This window comes from Catenovulum sediminis (assembly GCF_007289895.1).
In the GTDB taxonomy this organism is placed as follows: Bacteria; Pseudomonadota; Gammaproteobacteria; order Enterobacterales; family Alteromonadaceae; genus Catenovulum; species Catenovulum sediminis.
In genome coordinates this window covers 2,392,084-2,415,900 of the sequence record NZ_CP041660.1, presented here as the reverse complement: position 1 = coordinate 2,415,900, position 23,817 = coordinate 2,392,084, and the positions used below count along the sequence as shown (strand labels likewise).

Here is a 23,817-nt window from a genome sequence, read left to right as displayed (position 1 = left end):
TTGTAAGAGAATAAAATGTCAAATCAAGTTATCGGTACAGTAAAGTGGTTCAATGATGAAAAAGGTTTTGGATTTATTGAACAGGAAGGCGGCAAGGACGTTTTCGTCCATTACAGCGCAATCGTTGCTAATGGTCGTAAAACTCTTCAAGAAGGCCAACAAGTAACTATGACTGTTACTCAAGGTCAGAAGGGTCCTCAGGCAGAGAACGTTGTACCGGCCTAATAGTGATTAATCAATTATTTGATTAAGTTACAGTTAAAGTCGGTCATTTAAATAATGATTTGGCCGGCTTTTTGTCCCCCCTTCACGTCATCAAAAAAATCCATTCTCCTTTGTTTATCTAATTCCAGTCTTGTATTTAAACACGTATAATCCAGCACATATTTTATATTATTGATCTGCCTAAACTGTACTGGAGTTTATTTTGGAAAAGCAGTTAGAAAAGTTTTTATACGCAACACGTTGGTTATTAGCCCCCATTTATATTGGTTTAAGCTTGGCTCTGATCGCTTTAGCCATTAAGTTTTTTCAAGAAATGTTTCACCTTATCCCGCATGTTTTTGAAATTGCAGAAATTGATCTAATTCTGATGATATTATCTTTAATCGATATGGTCTTAGTCGGCGGTTTATTGGTGATGGTTATGTTTTCCAGTTACGAAAACTTTGTCAGCCAGATAGACATAGACGAAAACCAGGAAAAACTTGGCTGGCTCGGTAAAGTCGACGCGGGCACCTTAAAAAATAAAGTGGCAGCCTCTATTGTTGCCATATCTTCCATTCATTTGCTAAAGATTTTTATGAATGCTGAAAATGTCCCAAGCGAAAAAATGTTTTGGTACGTCGTTGTGCATTTGACGTTCGTCGTCTCTGCATTTGCGATGGGCTATCTAGATAAGATTACACGCCATAGTCACTAGGGCGTTGCAATCACGCCCATCTAGATGAATATCTGCAGCTAAAGCACATGCGGCTAAAATACCTGCATTGCTTTTAGCTTAAGTAGCGCAGCGATACTAATGGCGTCATGTATACGCCCTTCCATAACATATTGATATGCTTCTGCCAGTGGTAATTTAACCAGCTGCAATTGTTCTGTTTCTTCAGGCTCTGCCTGCCCTTCAGATATCCCTTTGGCGATATAAACAATGGCTTTGTCATCGGTTGAAGAGTTAGACAGTGACATTTCTAAAAAGGCTTCGGTAGAAGTTGCCGTTAAGCCGGCTTCTTCTTTTAGCTCCCGAAGCGCGCAGTCACTCGGTGATTCTCCTTTTGGACAACCGCCTTCGATAATTTCCCAACTGTACTGATTTAATGGATATCGCCATTGACCGACCAACCAAGTATTGCCCTCTTCATCAATCGGCACAATGCCCACTGCTAAATTTTGAAACTCCACAACACTATATATACCCGCGGTATTTGCTGGTGTCGTGACCTTGTCTTCACGTACGCGTATCCAAGCATTTTTGTATATTTCTTTAGTGCTATGAGTTTGCCATGGATTATGTTCGTCTTTCATTTAATCTCCGTTAACCACTTGTTTAATCACTAACACAATTGCGACCCGCTTTTTTAGCGCGATATAAAGCTTCATCAGCTTGTTTTAAACAATCGTCAAATCTACGTAGTGCTTTTGAGCTTTTGGCATAGCCTAAACTAATGGTGACATTTACCACTTTTTTGCCATCATTTTTTTGCGACTTTCTATCTTTTGGTGATTGATTTGAACGGCTTTTATCGCGTACCACCATATCATAGTTAGCAATATCTTGTCGCAATCGCTCTAACTCTGCGACCACCTGAGTTTCGTCTTTACCACTAAACAAGAGGGTAAATTCTTCACCGCCATAGCGGTATACCCGCCCGCCCAGCATCACTTTAGACAAACGGCTGGCCACTAATTTTAATACCTGATCTCCAACATCATGACCATAGGTATCGTTAAACTTTTTAAAGTGATCCACGTCTGACATAACAACAATATATTTACGCCCCAAACTAGACGCATATTGGTTAAGTGCCCGCCTAGAAGGCAATCCCGTTAATTCATCTTGGTATGCCAAACGATAACTATATTGGAAAACACAAATTAGTATAAAAATGCCCGCAGTGGCAAAACATAGCGATTGCAGTTGTTGATTAGGCTGCAAGTGTTGCGCCAACCAAAGGGTGACAATAACAGCACTGTAACAGGCATCCTGAGCTTGTTTTCGCCACATTAATAAAACCAAGTTAAATACAATAACCAGCAAACTAAGGAGACACACAAGTAGCGATAACCAATTGTTTGATAGAGGTTGCCAAAACAATAAGGCTTGTAGTTTTAATGGCTGAAAATATGCCAGACTTAAGCTAATCCCCCAAGGCGCGATAGTTACCAACACGGCAAGCCAAGATATCCAATGCCTTAAACTTCGATCTTTGAGAAACATAATAATCAAACTAGAGACGGATATGTTAACGATACTCAGTGCTTGCCAAAGATCATCCGGTACATTTAAAAAACTAAAATACCTTGGTAACCAAGGCAGCTGAATAAATAAAGCAAGTGACAATAAAGCCAGTCTGGACTGATTAAATTGCAAACAGAAAAACAGGCTAACGATTAACGTCAGGTAAGGCAGCCAAACCACGGTATTTAACCAGCCACCAAATTGAAAGAGGTATAATGTATGGGCAAAATAAGCTGAAAATAGAATTGTCAGCGGTATTGCCAAAGCTCGAATCAAAAACATACTGCTTAATATTTATTTTATTTTCGCTTATCTTAACAGCTAAATTAGAGCCTGTTGATTTTTCTTGCATTAAAACAAAAATCGTAAAAATTTGACGCTACAGCCAACTGGTCGTACCATTAGATAATAGTATTGGGAGGTTCACGATGACAACTGTACTGCAAGAATTGGTTGACCTAATGGCACTTGAACGTATTGAACAGGGTATTTACCGAGGTCAGTCACAAGATTTAGGTTTTGGTGCAGTTTTTGGCGGACAAGTGTTAGGCCAAGCTCTGTCGGCCACCCAACAAACAGTCGATAATGAACGTTATATCCATTCTTTTCATTCCTATTTCTTGCGCCCGGGGGATGTAGCTAACCCGATTATTTATAAAGTTGATGTGATTCGAGATGGGCGCAGTTTTTGTACTCGACGAGTTGAAGCTATCCAACATGGCAAACCCATTTTTTACCTGACGGCCTCATTTCAAAAAGCTGAAACGGGCTTTGATCATCAAACTAAAATGCCAAATGTAAAAGGCCCTGAGGGTCTGGCTTCAGAATTAGAGTTTGCCAGAGCCTACCAAGATCAAATTCCTATCTCGATTCGTGAAAAGTTTATTTGCGATAAACCAATCGAAATTCGCCCTGTGGAGCTCTTAAACCCATTAAAACCAGAACCTGCCCCACCACACCGGCATATTTGGTTAAAAGCAAATGGTAGTTTGCCAACGCAAAATGTGGTGCATAAATACTTATTAGCTTATGCGTCAGACTTCAATTTTTTAGTCACTGCACTGCAGCCACATGGACGCACATTTATGGATCCGGGCTTGCAGGTCGCGACGATTGACCACTCAATGTGGTTTCATCGCCCATTTAACTTTGATGACTGGTTGTTATACCAAATTGACAGCCCTTCTGCTTCAGGCGCCAGAGGTCTAGTGCGAGGCCAAATATTCGATCGTCAAGGTAATTTAGTTGCCTCTTGCGCTCAGGAAGGGGTTATGCGCGATAAGCCCACGCCCCTTTAAACACAAAGCTGTTACTGGCTACAAAACTACTGGCTCAAAAACGCTTTTCCGGTGGCAGGTATCCCGGTATGTTGTTCACATCAATTTCATCTATTTGCTCGGGGCTTAAAAACTGCTGAGCAAATAGCTCGTACACTTTGTAATCCACAAAAATATCAAATAAGTCAGGGTCAATATGATTATCTTTTTTCATAAAACCTAATATTTTCAAGCATTGACTTAAGGTTTTAGCGGGTTTATAAGGCCGATCTGTTGCCGTCAGTGCTTCAAATATATCCGCGATTGCCATCATACGTGCAGGTACAGACATCTGTTCTCGTGTCAGTTTTCGAGGATAGCCTGTGCCATCCATTTTTTCGTGATGCCCCCCAGCATATTCTGGTACATTTTTTAAATGTCTTGGAAACGGCAGGGCTTCTAACATTTCTATAGTAATTTCAATATGTTTATTAATGATACGTCTTTCTTCATCATTTAATGTACCGCGCGCAATTTTTAAATTTGATACTTCGTCGTCTGTTAATAACGGCTGAATTCGACCATTAATGTTTAATTCCGCACGCTTCGCAATTTCTTCAACTCTGGCCTGATCTTCCGGTGTCATAAACTCACCACCAATATTGGCTTTTTTAAGAAACGCGAAATCAGATTCTAGTTTTTCAATTTTTTGGTTCAATTCACTTTGCAACACATTCACCCGATCCATTGCACCGGCTTTCGCTGCTTCTATCTGTTTATCCTGGTATTCAAGCTGCAGATCTCTTCGATAAATTTCAAAGCGCGCTTCAACTAAATGAATCCGATCGGCTATTGTTTCAAGTTTGGTCGCTTTGTCCATCACATATTCAGGCGTGCCAACTTTACCGCAATCGTGCAACCAAGCTGCGATATTTAACTCATACATGTCCGCTTCTGACAACGCAAACTCTGCCAACGGTCCTTTTGTATTTTCGTTAACCGCTTTCGCCAATAGCATGGTAATTTCAGGTACGCGCCGGCAATGACCACCTGTGTAGGGTGATTTTTCATCAATTGCTTTTGCGATTAATTTTGTAAATGATTGAAAGAGCGTCTGCATATCATCAATCAATTGACGGTTTGTCAGTGCAACGGCTGCTTGTGAGGCTAATGAAACCACTAATCGCTGAATTTCTGGCGAAAAAGGAATAACCGAAAGACTACCATCGGGATTTTTTCGCTGGGCGTTGATCAGTTGCAAAACACCATTTAACCGCCCTTCGTGGTTTTTCATTGGAATGGTTAAAACAGACTGTGTTCGATAGCCAATTTTTTTGTCCATTTCTCGGGCTGCTGTCATATCAAAACCATCAAATGGCTGATATGCGTCCGGAATATTAACGACAATATCTTTATTGGCAGCAAAAGCGACTAAAGCATTCAGATTAGGTTTATTTTCAACGGTCAGTGGAATGACAGGAAAGGGTATTGTTTTACCACTCGACCCTCCCATGTACATATCTAGGGTATGGTTAACAAGTGTTTCAAACTTAAGTTCATTGTTTTCTGTGACAGAATAAATCGTCCCACCGTCAGCATGCGTCAAATCCTGCGCAGCAAGCAAGATTTGCTCAAGTAACTTGGTCGTATCTTTCTCAGATGACAAAGCTACCCCGACGTTAATCAGGTGTTCAACTTGTTCATGCAGATCTTTTTGGATTACGTCCTGGATTGCTCCGCTCATGACATATTACTCACTTGTATCTTTATATTCCGCGTCAAACGGTCTACTTGCTCGTATGAGTATAGCTTCCATCCCAACCCTCGATGTACGATGCGTGTTTTAGTTCTTTAATTCTAGATAAATATTCGGCATAAAGCAGCCTTTGTGGATATTCTATTTGCAACTTTTTAAACTGGGTTTCCGCTTCTGCCCAATCTTGCTTCAAATACTTTCGATAGGCTGCTTCGTGCAAATCAAGCTCTTGTTGTTGTTCTGTCGATAATTCACTCAATAGGCAGATAGGCTCAAAAATAGCTACGGCTTGGTTTTTACCTTTCACTTTGACCCTATCTATCGTGCGGTAGGCAAATTTGTCAGCTTGCATTTTAGTGCTTTCACTGACCAATAAAGCCACGCCGTAATACTTGGTCAATCCTTCAAGCCTGCTCCCTAAGTTGACGGCATCACCCAATACGGTATAGGCTCGACGGAACTCTGATCCCATATCACCGACATTCATTTCACCCGTGTTAATTCCAATACCAATTTTTATTTCGGGCCAGTCTTCTTTTTGAAACTCTTGATTAAGAGCTGCGGTAATATGTAACATTTCAAACGAAGCAGAAATTGCGTTATGTGCGTGTCTTTCATCATCCAGTGGTGCTCCCCAAAACGCCATAACCATGTCGCCAACATATTTATCAATCGTGCCTTTGTGATCTAAAATACATTTTGTGATCGGAGAAAAGTAACGATTCAATAATTGTTTTAATTCACTTGCCGACAGCCGTTCAGAAATTGATGTAAAACTGCGAATATCAGAAAACAACACCGACATGACCTTCCTTTCACCGTCAAATGACACCGAACTGGGATCATTCAGCATCTTATCAATATGGGCAGGTGGCACATATTGGTCAAAAAAGCTTTTAATCACCTTTTTCTGATTACTTTCGGCCATGTACCCAATTGCTACATTGAGTATGGTTAATACCAGTATTAAGCCAATTGGCGTCACTAAAGGTAAAACTGCATCCCAATAATGCCATAAACTCATATTTAACACGATAGTTACGGCTAAAATTAATGTTCCACCCAATGCCATTTGCACCGAACCTAATCTTGGCATAAAAATGCTGAGTAAAACACCAATAATCAATAAATAGAGTGCCACCAAATCATCTGCTGTATCTGGACGGTATTTTAAAATATCTGGGTGCAATAGGGCCTCGGCTACATTTGCATGCACTTCCACACCTGGGTATTGCAGCCCGACCGGCGTTTCCCGCAAATCAGCCAAGCCCACTGCAGATGTACCAACAAATGCTATTGCCCCCGCTAATTGTTGCGGATCGACTTTTTGTTTTAGTACATCGGTCGCCGAGATATACGGAAAGCTGCCTTTCCCGCCTCGATAGGGCACCAACACCCGTCCGTTTAAATCTGTCGCAATACGCTGTTTATTAAGCATGATAGCGGTTATGTTGTTCTGTTTACCATGTGGTTCAGTCACCACTGTTATCTGCTCTTCAAACAAGTAAGCGCGGACAGCTTCTAATGCCAATGAAGCATATAGTTGGTTCTTGTGTCGCATCACCAAAGCCGCTCGACGAATGGAGCCATCATCATCCGGTGTTGAATTCATAAATCCTTGGCTGATAATAAAGCCGCTCTCGAGGGTTGCTTGATATAAAGTATCCGTCACACCGATAAAAGCAGGTTTAGCAATGGCAGTTACACTTTCAATCGGCACCTCTTCAACAGTGGTCACATGGCTGCCTGGCAATTGACCAGACATTGCTATCATTTGATCTTCAAATAACACCCCCAGTATGACGTCTCCTTGACTGATACTTTGTGCTAGGGTTTTATCTGCATCAAAATTTTGTTTTATCGGCGCAAGGAGTTGGCCGAGAATGTCATTCTCAGCATTGTTTTGCAGAATTGTTTCAATCGGGTTTTCTTCTGGCTCCGAGAACATGACGTCGAATGCGATTACTGCAACGCCTGCGGCGAATAATTTATCCACTAGCTCTGCGGTTTTACGGCGACTCCAGGGAAAGCGGCCTTCGCTTCGCATACTTTTTTCATCAATATCAATTATGACGATATTCGTTTCCTGATGCTTTTGCCGATACGCTAATAAATAATGAAAGCGAGCGTCATACAATAAACCATCTAGCTTATTGAGCTCTTGACGCAGATCTGATGCAGGTTGAGACATTTGGATAGAAATAAACAGGCTGGTAAATAATAAACCAAGTAATACTGCCAGTTTTCTTGGTGAAATTTTAAACATCAATTAACGTCATCACCACTCAAGTGTATTAACTGACCTTCAAACGAAGCGAAAATCTCTGTTTTAGCGCTCTTACGTTGCAAAATCCCGTGTATATGTTCAACCTGTCGATCAATATCTTCATCGGTGCGGGTATAATCATGACTATACAAAGCGCATTTTTTAACATTAGCTTTAACCGCTAATTCAACCGCTTGGTCCACTAAACTATGCCCCCATCCGTGTTTGTAAGGCATATCTTTATCAATATATTGTGCATCATGAATCAGTAAATCAGCATCTTGAATAAACTGAATCCACTCTTCAAAACTGGTTGTCACCTTGTATGGCGGGAATAACTCATTATCTGTCACATAGGCTAATTTAAAACCGTCTTCTTCAATAACATAAGCACTACCACCGCCGGGATGATTTAATCCTTTACGCGAAATTGTTGCACTACCTAATTGCCACGATGTCTGCTGCTCATATAATTTCAGTTCAACATTTGCGTTTAAATCGTCGGCATCAATCGGAAACCATGTGCCTGACATTTGTCGCAAAATGGCATCATCTTCTCTAGGTAACGTGGTACCCGGTGTAATTAACAAGTCCCGATTTGTCTGATGCGCGGGTGTGAAAAACGGAAATCCTTGAATATGATCCCAATGATTGTGTGTCAACAATAAATGGATAGGTGTTCCTTTAGCTAAAAGCTCATCGCCCAGTTTTACTATCCCTGTTCCCGCATCCAAGATTATATCTGTGCCGTCTTTCAATTCAACGTGTACACAGGCAGTATTACCTCCATACTTAGCAAACTCCTTTCCCGCGGCGGGCATTGATCCTCTGACACCATAAAATTTAATCCACATCTATTCACACCTTTATTTTTCTGCTGACTATAGTCTAGTGCAGCTTGCCGCGAAACGTTAAATAATCATTACAATTCATTTGTGTCTCTGAGTTCAAACTCACCACCTGCGCTTACTTGTGGATTTTCGACTTCCTGCAATGAAATTTCGCCTTTAATCACATCCGATGCAGAGAAAGCACCTGTTATCTGGCCTTCTGCTAATTCATCTCCATGTGACGCAAAGTTAACACCTAGCTCCAATTCAGCCTGACGAATTGCACCATTAAATCGTGCATACCATTCACCGCCTTGATCAGCAAAAGACAAAAAACCCTCTTCAACCGTTTGCTGATCAAAGTTTACTTGTAACCCCATGGTTGCGCTGGTAACCTCTCCAATACCTTGGAATGCATGTTCTGTCAGCTCAAATTGAGCGATTCCAACTCTATCCGCTATCGGATTGACATTCACGATATCTTGTTCAATATCTTGTTCGTTCGCCTGTTCTGTTGGGTTGGTCATATCAATTTCAGGCACTAGCTCTACTTCAACTAAAACACTTTTCTCTTGTGATTCAGATATACTGATCTGAGTATTTTCATCAATTTGCACGACCGTTGGGGCATCGCTAATACCTGAACTTTCCTTGATCGGGGAAGCCAGAGTATTATCAGCTTGTTGTGATTTGACTTCTGATGCTCCAGATTCTGATGAATCCTCCTGTTGTGAATCTTTCTCTTCTGTTTCCCCCGGCCCCGTCGTGTGTCCCTCTTGAAAAACAGCAGGCGGGGCTAACAAGCCAACAACCTTGCCGCCAGGTTGAATCATTGCATAGTTGTAAGCAGCACCAGCGCCAAAAGATAGCAACTCATCACTACCGTCAGTCTCAACTGTTAAATCAATCGCGCCGTCCCAAACCGCTATAAATAAATTACCGTCTAGCAATTCAACTTCATAATGTGTACCCCGAATACCAATACTACCGACAGGGGTATTTAACTGATACTGGCCATTCTGATCTTTTATTTTTCCGCTGATCGTTCTGATACCGCCAGAAATTAAATTCATAACAGCAGAGCCAGTATCTGTCACCGGATCATATTGGTAAGATGAAATGATGAGTTCTGTATTTGCCTGTACCGCCAGTAGGCCGCCATCAGACATTTTAAATTGCGCCTTGCTGTTTTCGCCCGTTATAACAGTATCAACCTGGTATACTGGGGCTCTTCGATTGAGTTTTCGCACTTGCCCTTGAGAAGACGCATCTACCTGACCGCTTGCAACCAGAGTCCGACCAGCAAGCTCTTGCGCCACATTCACGCAGGAAAACATGACACTCACCGCGATAATTCCAAGTTTAGCAATTCGAATCATATTCATAATAATGCCCTTTTAAAACGTATACCTGACACCAGTAGAAATCAGGTTACGATTAAAACTGTAGAAAAATTGATTACTGTTCTTGCGACTGACGCGTGCTTGTGTTTGCCAGCTCCAACGAGCACTGAGTAGATAATCAAAGGCAATGTTGTAGACTTGACTATGATCGCTTCGTTTCTCTTTAAACAAGGGCGAAAAGCCATCTGTATCTAATACTGTCATGTTATCAAACTGATGTTTAGCATGTTGATAGCGCCAAGCAAAACTCAATATTCCCCAGTCTGCAATGGGTTGCAACCAGCTTAAACCGATACCAGTAACATCACGCTCGTAATGCTGTGAACTTTCATTTAATTGATCGACATTTTCATCGCGATATGAGGCATGTATTGAAAATTTTCCAAAATCCAATAAGTAACTGTACTGAGCTTTTAACATGCTACTGTTCAAATCTAAGTTGTCTGTCAGCTGGTTATCTGTTATGGAATAATTTGCACTTAGAATGAAGTTTTGTGTATTCGAAATTTCAAAATCTATGGAAGCGAGTGCCGCATAAAGATTTTGATATACTTCACTTCCAAACCAGAACTTTTGATAAAAGCCACTGGTTTTAATTTGCGCAGCCCCTATTTTGTGCTGATAACCGAGCATAAAATCCATATTGGCTTTTTCTAAATCTTTTAAGTCACTGTAGAAAGTCTTACCGGCAGCCAGATGTGTGTATAGCGCATTATGTTTAGACAATGGATATTCGTATTTAAGCCGGGCATTAAGCCGCTGCATCGAATCAGCGGCTTCAGGAAATTGAAACTCTCTCAAAATCCCTTGAATCGGAATTTCGTACATTTCATCACCTAACCCAGAATTAACGTTTGAATCATACCCAACACTGGCAGAGAGTAAACCAGACCAATTGGGTTCTAGATTATTCTTAAGGTTATTTAAGTGCTTTATGTATTCATCAACTTTAAGGCTTGTCGCTGTATCTGGGTTTAAGCTCAACACATGATTAAACTCTGCTCGAGCGGCTTCATAGTTGCCTATTTCATAATAGGCGACTGCGAGCGCCATTCTGGCATTGATATTTTTACTGCGATTGATAACAACACGCTCAAATGCAAATATCGCTTCTTGATGTTTACCATTGGCCCGAGCAGTCAAACCATACAAATAATCAAAATCGGGATCGCCCACATAGTCGTCAAATATCCTTTCGGCTAGTTCAAAAGCTTCTTGATAAGCGCCTTTTTTTACCAGCTCGACAAGATACTTTCTACTGTCCGTATTTTCCTGAGCTACGCAAACGGACGTCACAGTAACCAAAGCTGCTAAAACACAAAATAACGGTATATTGATTTTTTTTGCTGCAAGCATGAATATGTCCTGGTTTTATCTTTCTTAAGCTAACTAGATACGACTGGAAAAAGCAAAAGCAAAGGTTAAACTTAAGTATTTGTGATCTTGCTCATTAAGTAAAATAAAAAGGCTAATATTTGAATCTAACACACTGCACTTTTCTAATTGTTATTTTGTCCATACTAAGCGATAGTAGCTTTGCCAAACAAACCCTGTTTAAAATGCAGCGGGTTCAATCTAACACACAGTTTCACTACCAATGGCTAGATCATCATGATAACCCTCAATCCCTATCATTTTTACTGCCTAATAAAAAAGTATACGGGATGTTTAGAAAATTTAAACTATATCAACCACATTTGGCTCAACGATACGTCTACGTGCAATTGCAAAAAGCCATTCCAAAACTAATAGACAAACATAGCCGAATTAGAATAAAAAAACAGCCTGAAAATATGATTATTGAAGTTGAGGCAAATAGTGAAAGTAAAAAAAGTGAACTGCTGCAGAAAATCTTGCAAATAAAAAACGATGCGCAAGCCGATTTTCTAGCTAAAAACACCTATAGCTTGTTTACCAATACCTTCGGCAATACACTGGTTAAGCCAGACCATATTCGGATTGCTGTCGAATCTATTCCTTTGATGAAGCCAATTGTTGAAAATGTTCCGCAAGATATCGAAGGTTACATTACGCGGGATTCCATTAACTACGTTTTATCATGGATCCAGTCTATACCGTATAATGATTTAGAAAGCAGAGCCACTTCGTTGGGCAGCGGTTTTAGTCCCCCAATAAGTTACTCATCGAAAATCAAGGTGACTGTGACAGTAAAAGCACATTATTCGCATCCGTGATGCGCTCATTGGTGAGCAATTTAGGCATTGTCATTATTTATCTGCCGAACCACGCTTTGGTTGGCCTTCAAATACCGTATTCCAAGGCGGATGAATATGTAGAAATTAACGGAAATTACTATGTGTTAGCAGAGCCAACTGGCCCTGCTCTTTTACCCTTGTCAAAAATAGCAGACGAGAGTAAGCGGTTAATTGATGGCAATAATTTTACCGCAGAAATGATGCCTTAGATCAGCTTGGGTAATTTAGCCATAGTTGAGATAACCAATAAAACACCCCTGCTTTTTCACTTTGCAACGTACAATTATAACGAGAACGACCTTGTGGTAAATTTTCACTGGCAACCACTCTAAAGCTATTTTCGGTGATTTTACTCACCTTAGCACTCGGCTGTCCGCTAACAAAACAGTTTAAACCACCTACAGCCTTTGGCAGATTGAGTTTCAATTGAATCTCTGGTGGATTATTTGAAGTGGCCAACAGAGGACTGGGTAACTGAGTATAGTCAATGGGTAATGCTTCACTCATCAATTTAACCTTAAGTGTTGCTAAATCTGCATACACGCCAGAAGCCGGAAATCGCGGTAACGCACTAAAATCTGAGTATTGAGCAATTGCACCACTTTGCTGACCGAAAGCGATAAAATTGTGTTGAGTTAACCACTGTTGCAACCAAGTATCGTATTCACCATAAGGATATGCAACCAATTTACTAGAGTGGTCAAGCTCAGATTTGAGCGCTTTTTCGGTTTGTAAAATGGACTGTTTAATGCGTTTTTTCCAATCGGCTAAATCCATACCAGCAGGTCGCACCCAATAATCATGCAGCCAGCCGTGGTTAGCAATAGTCATCCCCTTTTTTTGCCAAGCTTTGAGTTGTGACCAGCTCAAATAATGCTGCTCATGTTGTTGTAATAATCCAGGGTTAACGAAAATAGTAGCTGGCCAGTTTCGTTTTGCTAATTCAGGTAACGCATAATCTTCTAAATTTAGGTATCCATCATCAAAAGTTAAGGCAACCGCTTTAGCTGGCAAGGGTTGCCCCTGGCGAATTTTTTCAAGTGCATCGGCCAAATTGACGATGACAAAATTGTTTTCTTGCAGAAATTGTAGGTGTTGCTGAAATTCAGCAGGTTTAATGCTAGTGACCGCGGGAGTATTGTCTGCAACATGATGATATTGCAAAATGACTAAGCCCGAACGCTCGCTCTTCTGTGGGTCTGCATTGGCAAATCTGGTAAACTCCAGCGTGCACAATAAAACTAATAAAAGAATTTTACCTAATGTTCTCATTTTCTTATTTTCGCTCCCCTCAGTTGTCAGCAATTTTCGCAATTGCTGTTCCAATGATTATTTCAAATATTACCACACCTTTGTTAGGTATTGTCGATACTGCCATTTTAGGCCACTTGAGCGGCGCTCATTTATTGGCGGGCGTGGCGATTGCCAGTACATTAATAACGGCTCTGGTCTGGTTGTTTGGTTTTTTAAGAATGTCCATTACGGGCATGACATCGCAAGCATTAGCGAATACACAAGCGCCGAAGGATGCAGCGACACAACTGTTTGTTCAAGGCGCCTTCATTGCCCTGCTAACCAGTTTTATTTTTTTGTTACTCTCTCCGGCCTATCTGAAAATAGGTCTTTGGTTCGCAGATACGACAACAGAAACAATAAAAAGTGCAAGTGATTATTTTAATATTCGTATATTTTCACTGCCTGCCAGCCTGTTAAATCTGGTATTAGTTGGCTGGCTGTTAGCACACGGGCATGCCAAACAAATTATGTGGATTCAAATTTTAATTAATTTAATGAACGTAGTTTTAGATCTGGTCACCGTATATCTGCTACAAATGGGCGTTAAAGGGGTTGCTGTAGCTAGCCTGATTGCAGAATACACAGGCTTAATCGGTTATTTATATTTTGCTTACCCCAAATTAAAGTTATCGGCTCTGGCCAACTGGCCCAAGTTTTTAAAACTATCGGCTTACAAACCCTTCCTGCGTGTCAATCGGGATATATTGTTACGCACCCTGATGCTTGAAATTAGTTTTGTTTTTCTCACCATGCAAGGCGCTCGTATTGGGGTCAATTATGTCGCGGTGAATGCGGTTTTAATGAATTTTTTACTCCTCATTTCATTAGGATTAGATGGCATTGCTTATGCGGCTGAAGTTTTGGTTGGCAAGCAATATGGTGGCAAAAACTATTCAGCATTAAAAAGTACAATTAGAAACTGTCTGAACCTGAGCTTATTATTGGCTTTTTTATACACTTTAATTTTCGCGCTTTTCGGCCAATCAATCATTTATTTAATGACGGATATTGAGGTGATCCGGGTTCTTGCAGCTGACTATATTATTTACATCATATTACTGCCTTTAACCGCCGTTTGGTGCTTTTTATATGATGGCGTTTTTATTGGATTAGCCGACAGCAAAAGTATGAGAAACAGCATGGCTATGGCCGTATTTGGTGTGTTTTTTCCAGTCTGGTATGTATCGCAATCATTGGGCAATCATGCGCTTTGGTTAGCACTACACGCAATGATGATTGCACGTGGCGTCAGTCTTTGGTGGAAAATACCCGTTTATACTCAGCCTGGCGTTGGCGTAAATGATAAAAACGATTAGCGAATATCCCAACATAGCCCCAAATGGCTAAACCAAATGATGCAATTAGAGCAACAACTAATAAATAAAAGACAAAAATAGGCCAAGCAACTGAAAACCAAAGTAGTATTGCAAAAACCCAAAAGAAAAACAGGCCGATAAAAAATAACCGCCAGCTTTTCTTTGGGTTGTGACCCAATTTTTCAGTCCAGTGCATTGTCACTGATTCGCCTTAATCTGGCTGCTTACTTAGTCATTATTAATTAGTAATAAGAATGAGAACCCGCCTGATGCTCGGTGACATCCTTAACGCCTGTCAGTTCTTCAGGGAATTGATCTAACAATTGCTTCTCAATGCCTTCTTTTAAGGTGACATCAACCATAGAGCACCCGTTACAGCCGCCGCCGAATTGCAATATCGCAACACCTTCATCGGTAATTTCCATTAAATCAACTTTACCACCATGGTTAGCTAGTTGAGGGTTTACCTGACTAACGATGACATACTGAATACGCTCAAACAAACTCGCGTTTTCATCCACTTTACGCATTTTTGCATTCGGCGCTTTAAGCGTTAACTGAGAGCCCATTTGATCGGTTACAAAATCAATCACCGCTTCTTCAAGATAAGGTTTGCTGTCGGCATCAACAACAGCGCTAAAATCACCATAATCAAATTGCAAGTCATTGTCTTCTACCGCATCGGGTGGGCAATAAGAAACACCACACTCTGCATTTGGCGTACCTGGGTTTACTACAAATATTCTAATTTGGGTGCCTTGCGGCTGACTTTCTAATAAGCGTGCAAAGTGTTGCACTGCTGATTCAGATATTGTCACTAATGGAGTCGTTTCGCTCATACGTATTTAGTACCTGACTATTTTACTCGGATTTAGACTATGATACTTAAAATCGCGACAACAAAAAAGCTTGCTGAGCTAGCTGCTGAAAATTAAGTTTAAACAAGTCCAACTATGCCTTGTATAGTGGGTACGAGCTGACATTAATACAAGCCATTTGTGGTGATTTAGTCTGTAGCAGGACGTATGTATGGAAATTTAAGTTTGCAGATTTAAAAACAAACCTTGCTCCAACTAAACGCTTTATAAACCGTGCTAACGCCTAAACTTGTGGCGCAAGTGTATGCTATAGTGCTGATGTTTATCACTTTTATCAGAGGTTTGGCACCTAATGCGCATTGTTTTGCATATTTTGTTCATTTTAGCCCTTTTTTTAAACAATGCAGTTGCTGCTCAGCTGACCAGCCCTGCACAGTTTTTTCCTAAACAAGTTAACAATAGTCAACTAAGGGCTGAACAAATATATAGTTATCTTGATTATGTTGCACAAAACAGCACAAATGCCCAGATCATCCAGTTTGGATATAGTGAGGAGTTCAGGCCGCTGAAGCTACTCGTGATTTCTTCCCCGACAACATACAAAATTTAGACAGTATCCGTATCGCACACGAGCAGTTAAGTAACCCATATGCCCGTAAACCTGATATAAAAAAAATGCCGATTATTATCTGGCTGAGTTTCGCATCTCACGGTGATGAACCCAGCGGTACACGCGCAGCAATTGATGTAATACACCAACTATTGAGCGACAACACGGCAGAAACAAGGCAGTGGCTAAATGACTCAGTTATTTTGTTTGAGGTCATCGCCAATCCTGACGGATATGACCGCTTCGCCAGTCAGGCAAATACCTTTTATAGTGATTTTCCAACAGCAAATAAACAACATATGGGCCGTGCTGAGTCTTGGCCTGGTGGACGGGGAAATCATTATTGGTTTGACCTCAATCGAGACTGGCTCCCCATAACGCAAATAGAATCGATTGCCAGAGTAAAAGAATTTCAACGCTGGAAACCCAATTTACTGGCGGATTTTCACGAAATGCAGGCAGATCATAGTTATTTTTTCCAGCCGGGTGTTGCCGAGCGCATCAATCCTTTAACGCCTGAACGAAATATTGAATTAACAAAAACCTTATCTGATTACACTGCTCGAGCTTTTGACCAACAGCAAAAATTGTTTTTCAGTGAAGAAAGATTTGACGATTTTTATATTGGAAAAGGCTCAACCTACCCTGATTTACAAGGAAGTTTAGGGATCTTACTAGAACAGGCGAATAGTCGCGGACAAATACTTGATACCATCAATGGTAAACTCACTTTCCAAGACACCGTAGATAATCAGAAACTCGCGATTTGGTCGATGTTGCGGGCTGCCAACGCTAAACGTGAAGCATTGTTAAGTTATCAAGAGGCGTTCTTTAAAAGTGCCATCACAAAGGCGAAAGCACACAACATTAAAGGATTTCTAATTCAGGAAAAGTATAACAAAAGCAAGCTAAACGCATTTTTACAATTGCTGAATTATCATGCTATTCAAGCTTATCCACTTAAAGATGATTACCAATCTGGCGATCATCTATTTGAAAAAGCTCACAGTTATTGGATCCCCTTACAACAAGCACAATTTAGCTTGATTCAGAGCATTTTCAGTCGTCAGACGAGCTTTTCAGATCACACTTTTTATGATGTCACCAATTGGAATTTAGCACTGTCCTATGGCATTCAATACCAGGAAGTTGACAAAGGCTTTTTTGGCGTCAAACCAGAGTCTCAAGCTTGGCGTGCAAGCAAACAAAAAAACACCAATGTTTTCCAACAAAAAGCGCTTGCCTATCTAATAGAATGGCATGATAGCAAAGCCGCACCGCTGTTGGCCGAAATGCTAAAGCGCAAAATCGCGGTCAGAGTTACCGAAAAAGACCTCAATGCTGTCACACCGCAAGGCTCTAAAGCATTTTCCAGCGGCAGCTTATTAGTTTTAGCGGCCGATAACTCAGCAGATAAATTGCGTGAGTTTAAAGCATTGTTGCAAGAATATAATGTGATGCACTTTAATCTGGTGACCGGACACACACCACAAGGTCCAGATTTAGGGAGCATACATCTGGTTCCATTAGCACTCCCCAAAGCAGCAATTTTGGCAGGCTCGGGCGTGAGTATCACGGAAGTGGGAGAAGTTTGGTTTCATTTTGACAAAAAACTCCATCTTCCACTGGTTATGTTAGATAAAACGAATCCAGAATTAATTGATTTAAATCATTTTAGCCATCTTATTATGGTCGATGGTGATTATCAAAGCTTGCCTTCAATTCTCGCTCAGCGCATTATCAATTGGGTAGAAGATGGTGGTACCTTAATCACAACCAAACGTGCAACCTTGTGGGCCAGTCAGCAGCGCCTGATTCGCAATGAGTTTTTGTCTGAAAGTGACTTAATGTCCGAATTTAATACCGATCAACTAAAGTATGCAGATAAAGACAAACTACTGAGTGAAATGCGCATATCTGGGACTGTTTTTAACAGTCAACTCGACAGCTCACATCCACTAACATTCGCTTATTATACAGAAAACTTACCGATTTTTAGAAACGACAGAGTGATGCTGCTCAATGCCAGCCAACCGTTTTTAGATGTTATAAAATACACCGATAGCCCTCTGCTCGCAGGCTATGCAAGTAAAGAAAATGTCAAGTCGCTGCGCAATACCACCGCATTAACCGCACAAAGCAAGGGTAAAGGTCAGGTTATTGCATTTACTGACAATCCATTATTTCGCGGATATTGGTATGCAACCGAACGCTTGTTGACCAATGCTTTGTATTTTTCCCATCTGTTACAAGAGCGCTAACCGTTATTCATGGTCGAGTTTAGCCCAACTTAAAGTAATCGCCGAAACCTGCTTTGCGCCTTGCGCGCGCAGCAGCTGTGCGATTGTATTAATTGTGCTACCCGTGGTGACCACATCGTCAACAAGCAGGATAGATAAGCCTTCCACCGAATAGTCTTTATTGAGTGTAAAAGCAGATTGCAAGTTCAGCTTCCGCTCTTTTGCATCTAATTCAGCTTGCCGCTTGGTTCGCTTATTGCGTTGCAAAATAGGCAGCAATTGTGCATCAATAAATGGGCTAAGTTGTTCTGCAATCCATTGTGCTTGATTAAATCCGCGCGTAGATAAACGTGTCCAATGCATAGGGACAGCACTGATGATATCAAACTGAGGTAACTTGGGCGGCGCAGCCGCGATAATTTGCGACAATGCCGATTGCGCGATACGATCCGCTTTGTATTTATACTGGGTAATTAATTGAGAAAATGGGGGTTGATGCTCAGCCAAACAATACACAGAAGATAAACCGCTAGCCTCAATACTATTTTGGGCAGATGAAAACTGTAAAATATCTCCCCAATGTATAAAATCACTATGTTCATACCAATCTTGAAAGCAAATGTCACACACCAATTTATTGGCATGACTATTTGCATCGCAAAATACACACAGACTGGGCGTTTTGTTTTTGATATGTGATAAAATTCTGTCCATGTATTTCCCAATATCTTATAAGTTATGAAGTCGCACCTATATTTTATTCACGGCTGGGGCATGAATCGTGCTGTCTGGCGGCCTATTGCAGAAAAGTTATCACATCTATATGACGTTACTTTATTAGACTTACCCGGTTACGGTGAATCTATTGATAACTTGCCACAAACTTATAATTTAGACCAAATTAGCCAACAAGTCGCGCAAAATATACAACAGCCCGGAATTATTATTGGTTGGTCACTCGGTGGTTTAGTCGCACAAAACATTGCCTTGAACAACAAAGAAAAAACAGACGCTTTAATTACCATAGCTTCAACCCCCTGTTTTGCCCAAAAAAGTAACTGGCAAGGCATTCAAGCCCATGTTCTGACTGATTTTCAACAGCAATTAGCAGAAGACTACAATAAAACACTGGAGCGTTTTTTGGCGATTCAGGCGATGGGCAGTCGAAGTGCGCGTCAAGATATCAAAGCTTTTAAAGCGTTATTACTGACTTATGCGCCACCCGCTCCAGCGGCATTATCTGGGGGATTACAAATTTTAGCAGAGGCCGATTTAACCGATAAAATTGCAGAAATTCATCAACCTACTGTCCGCTTGTATGGAAAATTAGATAGTTTAGTGCCCAAGGCAGCCATTGATCCCATCCATCAATTGCAACCGCATTCGGACAAACATATCTTTAACAAGGCATCCCATGCCCCCTTCATTTCACACCCAGAGGAGTTTTTGCAAGTATTATTGCAAAAACTCAGTGGGCTGACTTAAAGAGTTACGCTGAATTAAAGTGTTAAAATATTAAACGCTGATACCACAATGCCTCAACAAGGCATCCACTTGTGGTTCTCGGCCTCGAAACCCTTTGAATAACTCCATCGGCTCTTTGGAGCCACCCATTTCAAGGATATTGTGTAGGAACGAACGCCCTGTCTCTTGGTTAAATATGCCTTCTTCTTCAAAGCGAGAAAATGCATCGGCAGATAGAACTTCAGCCCACTTGTAACTGTAATAACCCGCAGCATAACCGCCAGCAAAAATATGGCTGAAACCATGCTGGAAGCGATTAAATGCAGGTGGCTTTGAAACAGCGATTTTATCGCGAACCTGATCTATTTTTTGTTGAATATCAATTCCTTTATTGGCGTCATATTCTAGATGCAGTTCAAAATCAAATAGAGAAAATTCTAACTGGCGCAACATCATCATGGCTGACTGAAAGTTTTTGGCGGCTAACATTTTGTCCAGTAAATCCTTGGGCAAAGGTTCGCCGGTTTCATAATGACCTGAAATAAACTCGAGAGCTTGCGGTTGCCAGCACCAGTTTTCTAAAAATTGACTGGGTAACTCAACCGCATCCCAAGCAACACCACTAATGCCAGCAACCGCACTGACATCCACTTGAGTTAACATATGATGTAATCCATGACCAAATTCATGGAATAAGGTTTCCACTTCTCCATGTGTAAATAAGGCAGGTTTATCGCCGACAGGTTTATTAAAGTTGCAGGTTAAATACGCCACAGGGAGTTGTAAATCACCATTCGCTTTTCGTCTTTGGCCGACACAAACATCCATCCAAGCGCCGCCACGCTTGCCTTCACGCGCGTAAAGATCGAAATAAAAACTGCCTTTTAGTTTGTCATTCTGATCAAAAATTTCGTAAAAACGTACACTCTCATGCCAAACCTGAACATCTTCTTTTTGTTTGATTTTTATACCAAAAAGTTTCTGCACTGTTGTAAACAACCCGGATATAACACGCTCTTCTGGAAAATACGGACGTAAAACTTCATCGGATATCGCATATTTTTGCTGTTTTAATTTTTCAGCATAATAACTCATATCCCAAGCTTGCAAAGTTTCAACATTATGCGCTTCTTTGGCAAATGCTCGCAACTCATCGAGTTCGGCCTGTGCTTGAGATTGACTCTTCTCACCCAGATCATATAAAAAATCTAACACTTGTTGCGGCGATTCTGCCATTTTGGTGGCTAAAGATTCATGCGCATAGGTTTCAAAATCCAATAAATGAGCTAATTCATGACGTAGTTTCAAAATTTCGTTCATGACCTCAGTATTATCCCATTTACCTGCATTAGGGCCTTGCTCTGAAGCACGCGTACAAAATGCGGTATACATCTCCTCTCGCAGCGTTCTATTATCGGCATACATCATCACCGGCAAATAGCTTGGAAACTCCAAAGTAAACAACCATCCGTCTAACGATTTATCCTTCGCTGCTTGCGCCGCTGCGGCAATTGCACTTTCTGGCAGACCACTTAACATTTTCTCGTCTGTAATGTGTTTACGCCAGCCTTGTGTTGCATCCAGCACATTATTAGAAAATTGCGTTGATAATTCAGAAAGACGCTGCCGAATCTCACCATAACGCTGCTTTTTATCATCGGGCAAACTCACGCCTGATAACTTAAAATCTCGCAGTGCGTTGTCTAATGATTTTTTTTGTGCAACAGACAACTTAGCATATTCAGCGCTGTCTTTAATGGCTTGGTAGGCTTTGTACAGTCCCTGATGTTGGCCAACAAAGGTCCCGTATTCAGACAATAACGGTAAACAAGCTTCATAGGCCTGACGCAATGCTTCGCTATCTGCAACTGAATGTAAGTGCGATACAGGTGACCAAATTTTACTCAACCGATCATCCACTTCATCTAATGGCTCAACCACACTCTGCCAACTATAATTGTCTTGTTTTACAACCTGCTCTATTGTTGTTTTGCATTCAGCAATTGCTTCTTCAACCGCGGGTAAAATATGCTCAGGCTTTATTTGCGAAAATAGCGGTAAGCTGCTCTGTGACATTAACGGGTTAGTCATAAGTTAAATCTCGAATTTTCCATTTTATAATTAGAACACAACAGCAATGTTTATTAGGGCGCTTCAATTAATTACAAGCCCGATTGCTTTTTTTCTTTTACGATAACAGGTAACGCATGATACATTGCTAATTCAAATTTGTAGCCATTTTTGAGAATGTCTGGGTTATGCGTCTGCGTAAATTTTGTAAACTCCACGCTGTCCCATTTTCTCTCTCTAATCCATGTATGTATCTGCTGTTGGTTGACCGCATCGATAGAACTCAACTCAGTATTATAAATACCCTTGCGTTTACGGACTATGTCATAGCCAAAAAAGTGATCATATAGCAAAATCAGCGCCCAGCCCCCATCCATAAAGTGACCACCTAAACTATAATAGTTGTAACCTTTGTCGAGCAGTTCAAAGCTGGTTTCGCTCCAGTCAAAGCCCCCCACTATTAACGGGGCATTGTCTTTATTTAATGTTTTTTGAGCCATGTAGACACCGGCTGCAATACTGTCACTGGCAGTCCAAACAATATCAACAGGGTCAGGCTGTTTTAAAAATAGGCTGGCCTGTTTAACCGCTTTTTTACTTTCCCAGTCACTATGCACCACCTCTAAAAGGTTCACATTTTTATATTTTTTAACCCCTTCTACCAAACCTTGTTGCCGCTGTTTCGCAACATAGCTATGCGATGGGCCGGTAATCCCTAAAATATTAATTTGTTCACCCGGTAAAGTGTAATTCATTGCTTGATTGACCAACAAATCAACTAATTGCTGTCCAGCTTTAACATTATCGTGCGCAACATGTGCTAACCAATATCTTGAATGTTGTTGCGGATGACCTATTTGCTTGTACAGCTCTTTAGACAACGCGGCATTGACAGAGACAAAACCTATCTTGGCCTGCTCTGCTAATTTTACCAGTTGGGGCTCTACCCCCACTTTAAATACACTAACGATATAATCAGGTTTATCTGATTGCTTGGTCAGTTCGGTAAAGCGACGTATAAATGAAAAGCGATTTGTTTTCTCCAGGGGAAAACGAAAAAACGTTAATTGCATATTTAAGTCTTTCGCAACAGCCGTCATAAAAGACTCAAAATCCCCCCAAAATGGCGTTCCTTTTTCTACAGGCACCATCACTGATACGTTAATAGGTGAAGGTTTAAGTTCGGTTTGGGCATTTACTCCAACACTGAAGATGCCTATACATACCAACAATAATCTTGCGAATCGTATTTTGAATAATAGTCTAGCGAGCATTATATTCCCTCATGATTAAACGTTCGATTTAAGTATATAGACAGATCTCGATTGTTTCGAGTAAGGCATTAATAAATTTACAAATGTTCAATATTTGGAAAACAGATATTAAAGAAAGTTAAAGGTTAAATGGCAGAGGGGAAGTGGTAGAGAGGGAAGTGGCAGTTATAACTGCCACTTTAATTTAAACCGTTATTTTAAACCATTGTGCAGGGTTAACGTGGCTCTATCGGCGACAAAAGTAATCTTAATGTTTTTACTTTCATCGCCCCATGTACATTGTTTTGTGCCGATTACTTCAGAACATTCTGTCGGTGAACCAATTATCGGTGTAACCTCGTTGTAATCCATTCCAACTTTTATTTTATTGTAATTTTCGACTGTCAGCTTACTACAGCCAGATAAAGCAATAAAACACGCTAAAACAAAAGTTAAGCGTTTAAACATATAAATCTCCATTCATGCTACAAACCTTCACCTTAAATGGCATACTGTGCAGCGCCAAAGTGACAAAAAAGTTTCAAGAATGTTAATTTACTATAAA

22 protein-coding genes are annotated in these 23,817 nt (G+C 40.8%); 9 read left to right on the top strand and 13 right to left on the bottom strand.

Features of this window, described 5'->3' with window-relative positions:
• Positions 1-15: 15 nt before the first annotated feature.
• Both FNT16_RS09960 and FNT16_RS09955 read left to right on the top strand, forming a co-directional pair.
• Positions 16-225 carry a cold-shock protein gene (locus FNT16_RS09960; protein ID WP_143871445.1) on the top strand — a complete coding sequence of 70 codons (210 nt, stop codon included), beginning with the start codon at positions 16-18 and terminating at the stop codon, positions 223-225.
• A 202-nt stretch (positions 226-427) separates the two neighbouring features.
• Positions 428-922 carry a TIGR00645 family protein gene (locus FNT16_RS09955; RefSeq protein WP_143871444.1) on the top strand — a complete coding sequence of 165 codons (495 nt, stop codon included), beginning with the start codon at positions 428-430 and terminating at the stop codon, positions 920-922.
• A 53-nt stretch (positions 923-975) separates the two neighbouring features.
• Here the strand turns inward: FNT16_RS09955 and FNT16_RS09950 are convergent, their stop codons facing one another.
• Complete coding sequence (locus FNT16_RS09950) at positions 976-1,524, bottom strand: NUDIX domain-containing protein (protein WP_143871443.1); 549 nt, start codon at positions 1,522-1,524, stop codon at positions 976-978.
• 22 nt (positions 1,525-1,546) lie between these two features.
• Positions 1,547-2,740, bottom strand: coding sequence for a GGDEF domain-containing protein (locus tag FNT16_RS09945; RefSeq protein ID WP_143871442.1), 1,194 nt, complete (start codon positions 2,738-2,740; stop codon positions 1,547-1,549).
• 146 nt (positions 2,741-2,886) lie between these two features.
• On the opposite strand from FNT16_RS09945, the gene tesB reads away from it, so the two are divergent.
• Complete coding sequence (gene tesB / locus FNT16_RS09940) at positions 2,887-3,756, top strand: acyl-CoA thioesterase II (protein ID WP_143871441.1); 870 nt, start codon at positions 2,887-2,889, stop codon at positions 3,754-3,756.
• Between the two features lie 34 nt (positions 3,757-3,790).
• Here tesB and FNT16_RS09935 read toward each other — a convergent pair whose 3' ends face one another.
• From FNT16_RS09935 to FNT16_RS09915, 5 genes are all read right to left on the bottom strand, one after another.
• Positions 3,791-5,458 (bottom strand): GAF and HD-GYP domain-containing protein, encoded by a 1,668-nt coding sequence (locus tag FNT16_RS09935; RefSeq protein ID WP_143871440.1) that lies wholly within the window; start codon positions 5,456-5,458, stop codon positions 3,791-3,793.
• A gap of 43 nt (positions 5,459-5,501) precedes the next feature.
• Complete coding sequence (locus FNT16_RS09930) at positions 5,502-7,736, bottom strand: CHASE2 domain-containing protein (RefSeq protein ID WP_143871439.1); 2,235 nt, start codon at positions 7,734-7,736, stop codon at positions 5,502-5,504.
• Complete coding sequence (locus FNT16_RS09925) at positions 7,736-8,590, bottom strand: MBL fold metallo-hydrolase (RefSeq protein ID WP_143871438.1); 855 nt, start codon at positions 8,588-8,590, stop codon at positions 7,736-7,738. The genes FNT16_RS09930 and FNT16_RS09925 overlap by 1 nt, the downstream gene beginning before the upstream one ends.
• Positions 8,591-8,658: 68 nt before the next feature.
• Complete coding sequence (locus tag FNT16_RS09920; RefSeq protein WP_143871437.1) at positions 8,659-9,951, bottom strand: FecR family protein; 1,293 nt, start codon at positions 9,949-9,951, stop codon at positions 8,659-8,661.
• A 12-nt stretch (positions 9,952-9,963) separates the two neighbouring features.
• Entirely contained in the window at positions 9,964-11,325 is a 1,362-nt protein-coding gene (locus FNT16_RS09915; RefSeq protein ID WP_143871436.1) for a porin family protein, read from the bottom strand.
• Positions 11,326-11,633: 308 nt separating this feature from the next.
• On the opposite strand from FNT16_RS09915, the gene FNT16_RS09910 reads away from it, so the two are divergent.
• Together FNT16_RS09910 and FNT16_RS09905 are read left to right on the top strand one after the other, a co-directional pair.
• Positions 11,634-12,164 carry a hypothetical protein gene (locus tag FNT16_RS09910; protein ID WP_143871435.1) on the top strand — a complete coding sequence of 177 codons (531 nt, stop codon included), beginning with the start codon at positions 11,634-11,636 and terminating at the stop codon, positions 12,162-12,164.
• Positions 12,164-12,394, top strand: a complete 231-nt coding sequence (locus FNT16_RS09905; RefSeq protein ID WP_185976564.1) for a hypothetical protein — start codon at positions 12,164-12,166, stop codon at positions 12,392-12,394. The genes FNT16_RS09910 and FNT16_RS09905 overlap by 1 nt, the downstream gene beginning before the upstream one ends.
• Position 12,395: 1 nt before the next feature.
• Here FNT16_RS09905 and FNT16_RS09900 read toward each other — a convergent pair whose 3' ends face one another.
• Positions 12,396-13,457: a polysaccharide deacetylase family protein gene (locus FNT16_RS09900; protein ID WP_143871433.1), complete on the bottom strand. Its 1,062-nt coding sequence runs from the start codon at positions 13,455-13,457 to the stop codon at positions 12,396-12,398.
• Between the two features lie 53 nt (positions 13,458-13,510).
• Between FNT16_RS09900 and FNT16_RS09895 the strand changes: the two genes are divergently transcribed.
• A complete protein-coding gene (locus FNT16_RS09895) occupies positions 13,511-14,797 on the top strand; it encodes an MATE family efflux transporter (RefSeq protein WP_185976563.1) in 1,287 nt (428 codons plus the stop codon).
• 242 nt (positions 14,798-15,039) lie between these two features.
• Here FNT16_RS09895 and nfuA read toward each other — a convergent pair whose 3' ends face one another.
• A complete protein-coding gene (nfuA, locus tag FNT16_RS09890) occupies positions 15,040-15,636 on the bottom strand; it encodes a Fe-S biogenesis protein NfuA (RefSeq protein ID WP_143871431.1) in 597 nt (198 codons plus the stop codon).
• Between the two features lie 331 nt (positions 15,637-15,967).
• Here nfuA and FNT16_RS09885 point away from each other — a divergent pair, with 331 nt between their 5' ends.
• Both FNT16_RS09885 and FNT16_RS09880 read left to right on the top strand, forming a co-directional pair.
• A complete protein-coding gene (locus FNT16_RS09885; protein ID WP_143871430.1) occupies positions 15,968-16,225 on the top strand; it encodes a hypothetical protein in 258 nt (85 codons plus the stop codon).
• A gap of 65 nt (positions 16,226-16,290) precedes the next feature.
• Positions 16,291-18,486, top strand: a complete 2,196-nt coding sequence (locus tag FNT16_RS09880) for a M14 family zinc carboxypeptidase (RefSeq protein WP_143871429.1) — start codon at positions 16,291-16,293, stop codon at positions 18,484-18,486.
• Between the two features lie 3 nt (positions 18,487-18,489).
• On the opposite strand, the gene FNT16_RS09875 is transcribed toward FNT16_RS09880, so the two are convergent.
• Positions 18,490-19,179, bottom strand: coding sequence for a ComF family protein (locus FNT16_RS09875; RefSeq protein ID WP_143871428.1), 690 nt, complete (start codon positions 19,177-19,179; stop codon positions 18,490-18,492).
• A 24-nt stretch (positions 19,180-19,203) separates the two neighbouring features.
• Between FNT16_RS09875 and bioH the strand changes: the two genes are divergently transcribed.
• Positions 19,204-19,950 (top strand): pimeloyl-ACP methyl ester esterase BioH, encoded by a 747-nt coding sequence (bioH, locus tag FNT16_RS09870; protein ID WP_143871427.1) that lies wholly within the window; start codon positions 19,204-19,206, stop codon positions 19,948-19,950.
• Positions 19,951-19,980: 30 nt separating this feature from the next.
• On the opposite strand, the gene prlC is transcribed toward bioH, so the two are convergent.
• From prlC to FNT16_RS09855, 3 genes are all read right to left on the bottom strand, one after another.
• Positions 19,981-22,020, bottom strand: coding sequence for an oligopeptidase A (prlC, locus tag FNT16_RS09865; RefSeq protein WP_143871426.1), 2,040 nt, complete (start codon positions 22,018-22,020; stop codon positions 19,981-19,983).
• Between the two features lie 71 nt (positions 22,021-22,091).
• On the bottom strand, positions 22,092-23,273 hold the full coding sequence (locus FNT16_RS09860) for an ABC transporter substrate-binding protein (protein ID WP_143871425.1): 1,182 nt from the start codon (positions 23,271-23,273) through the stop codon (positions 22,092-22,094).
• A gap of 192 nt (positions 23,274-23,465) precedes the next feature.
• Positions 23,466-23,720, bottom strand: a complete 255-nt coding sequence (locus FNT16_RS09855; protein WP_143871424.1) for a DUF3862 domain-containing protein — start codon at positions 23,718-23,720, stop codon at positions 23,466-23,468.
• Positions 23,721-23,817: the final 97 nt, after the last annotated feature.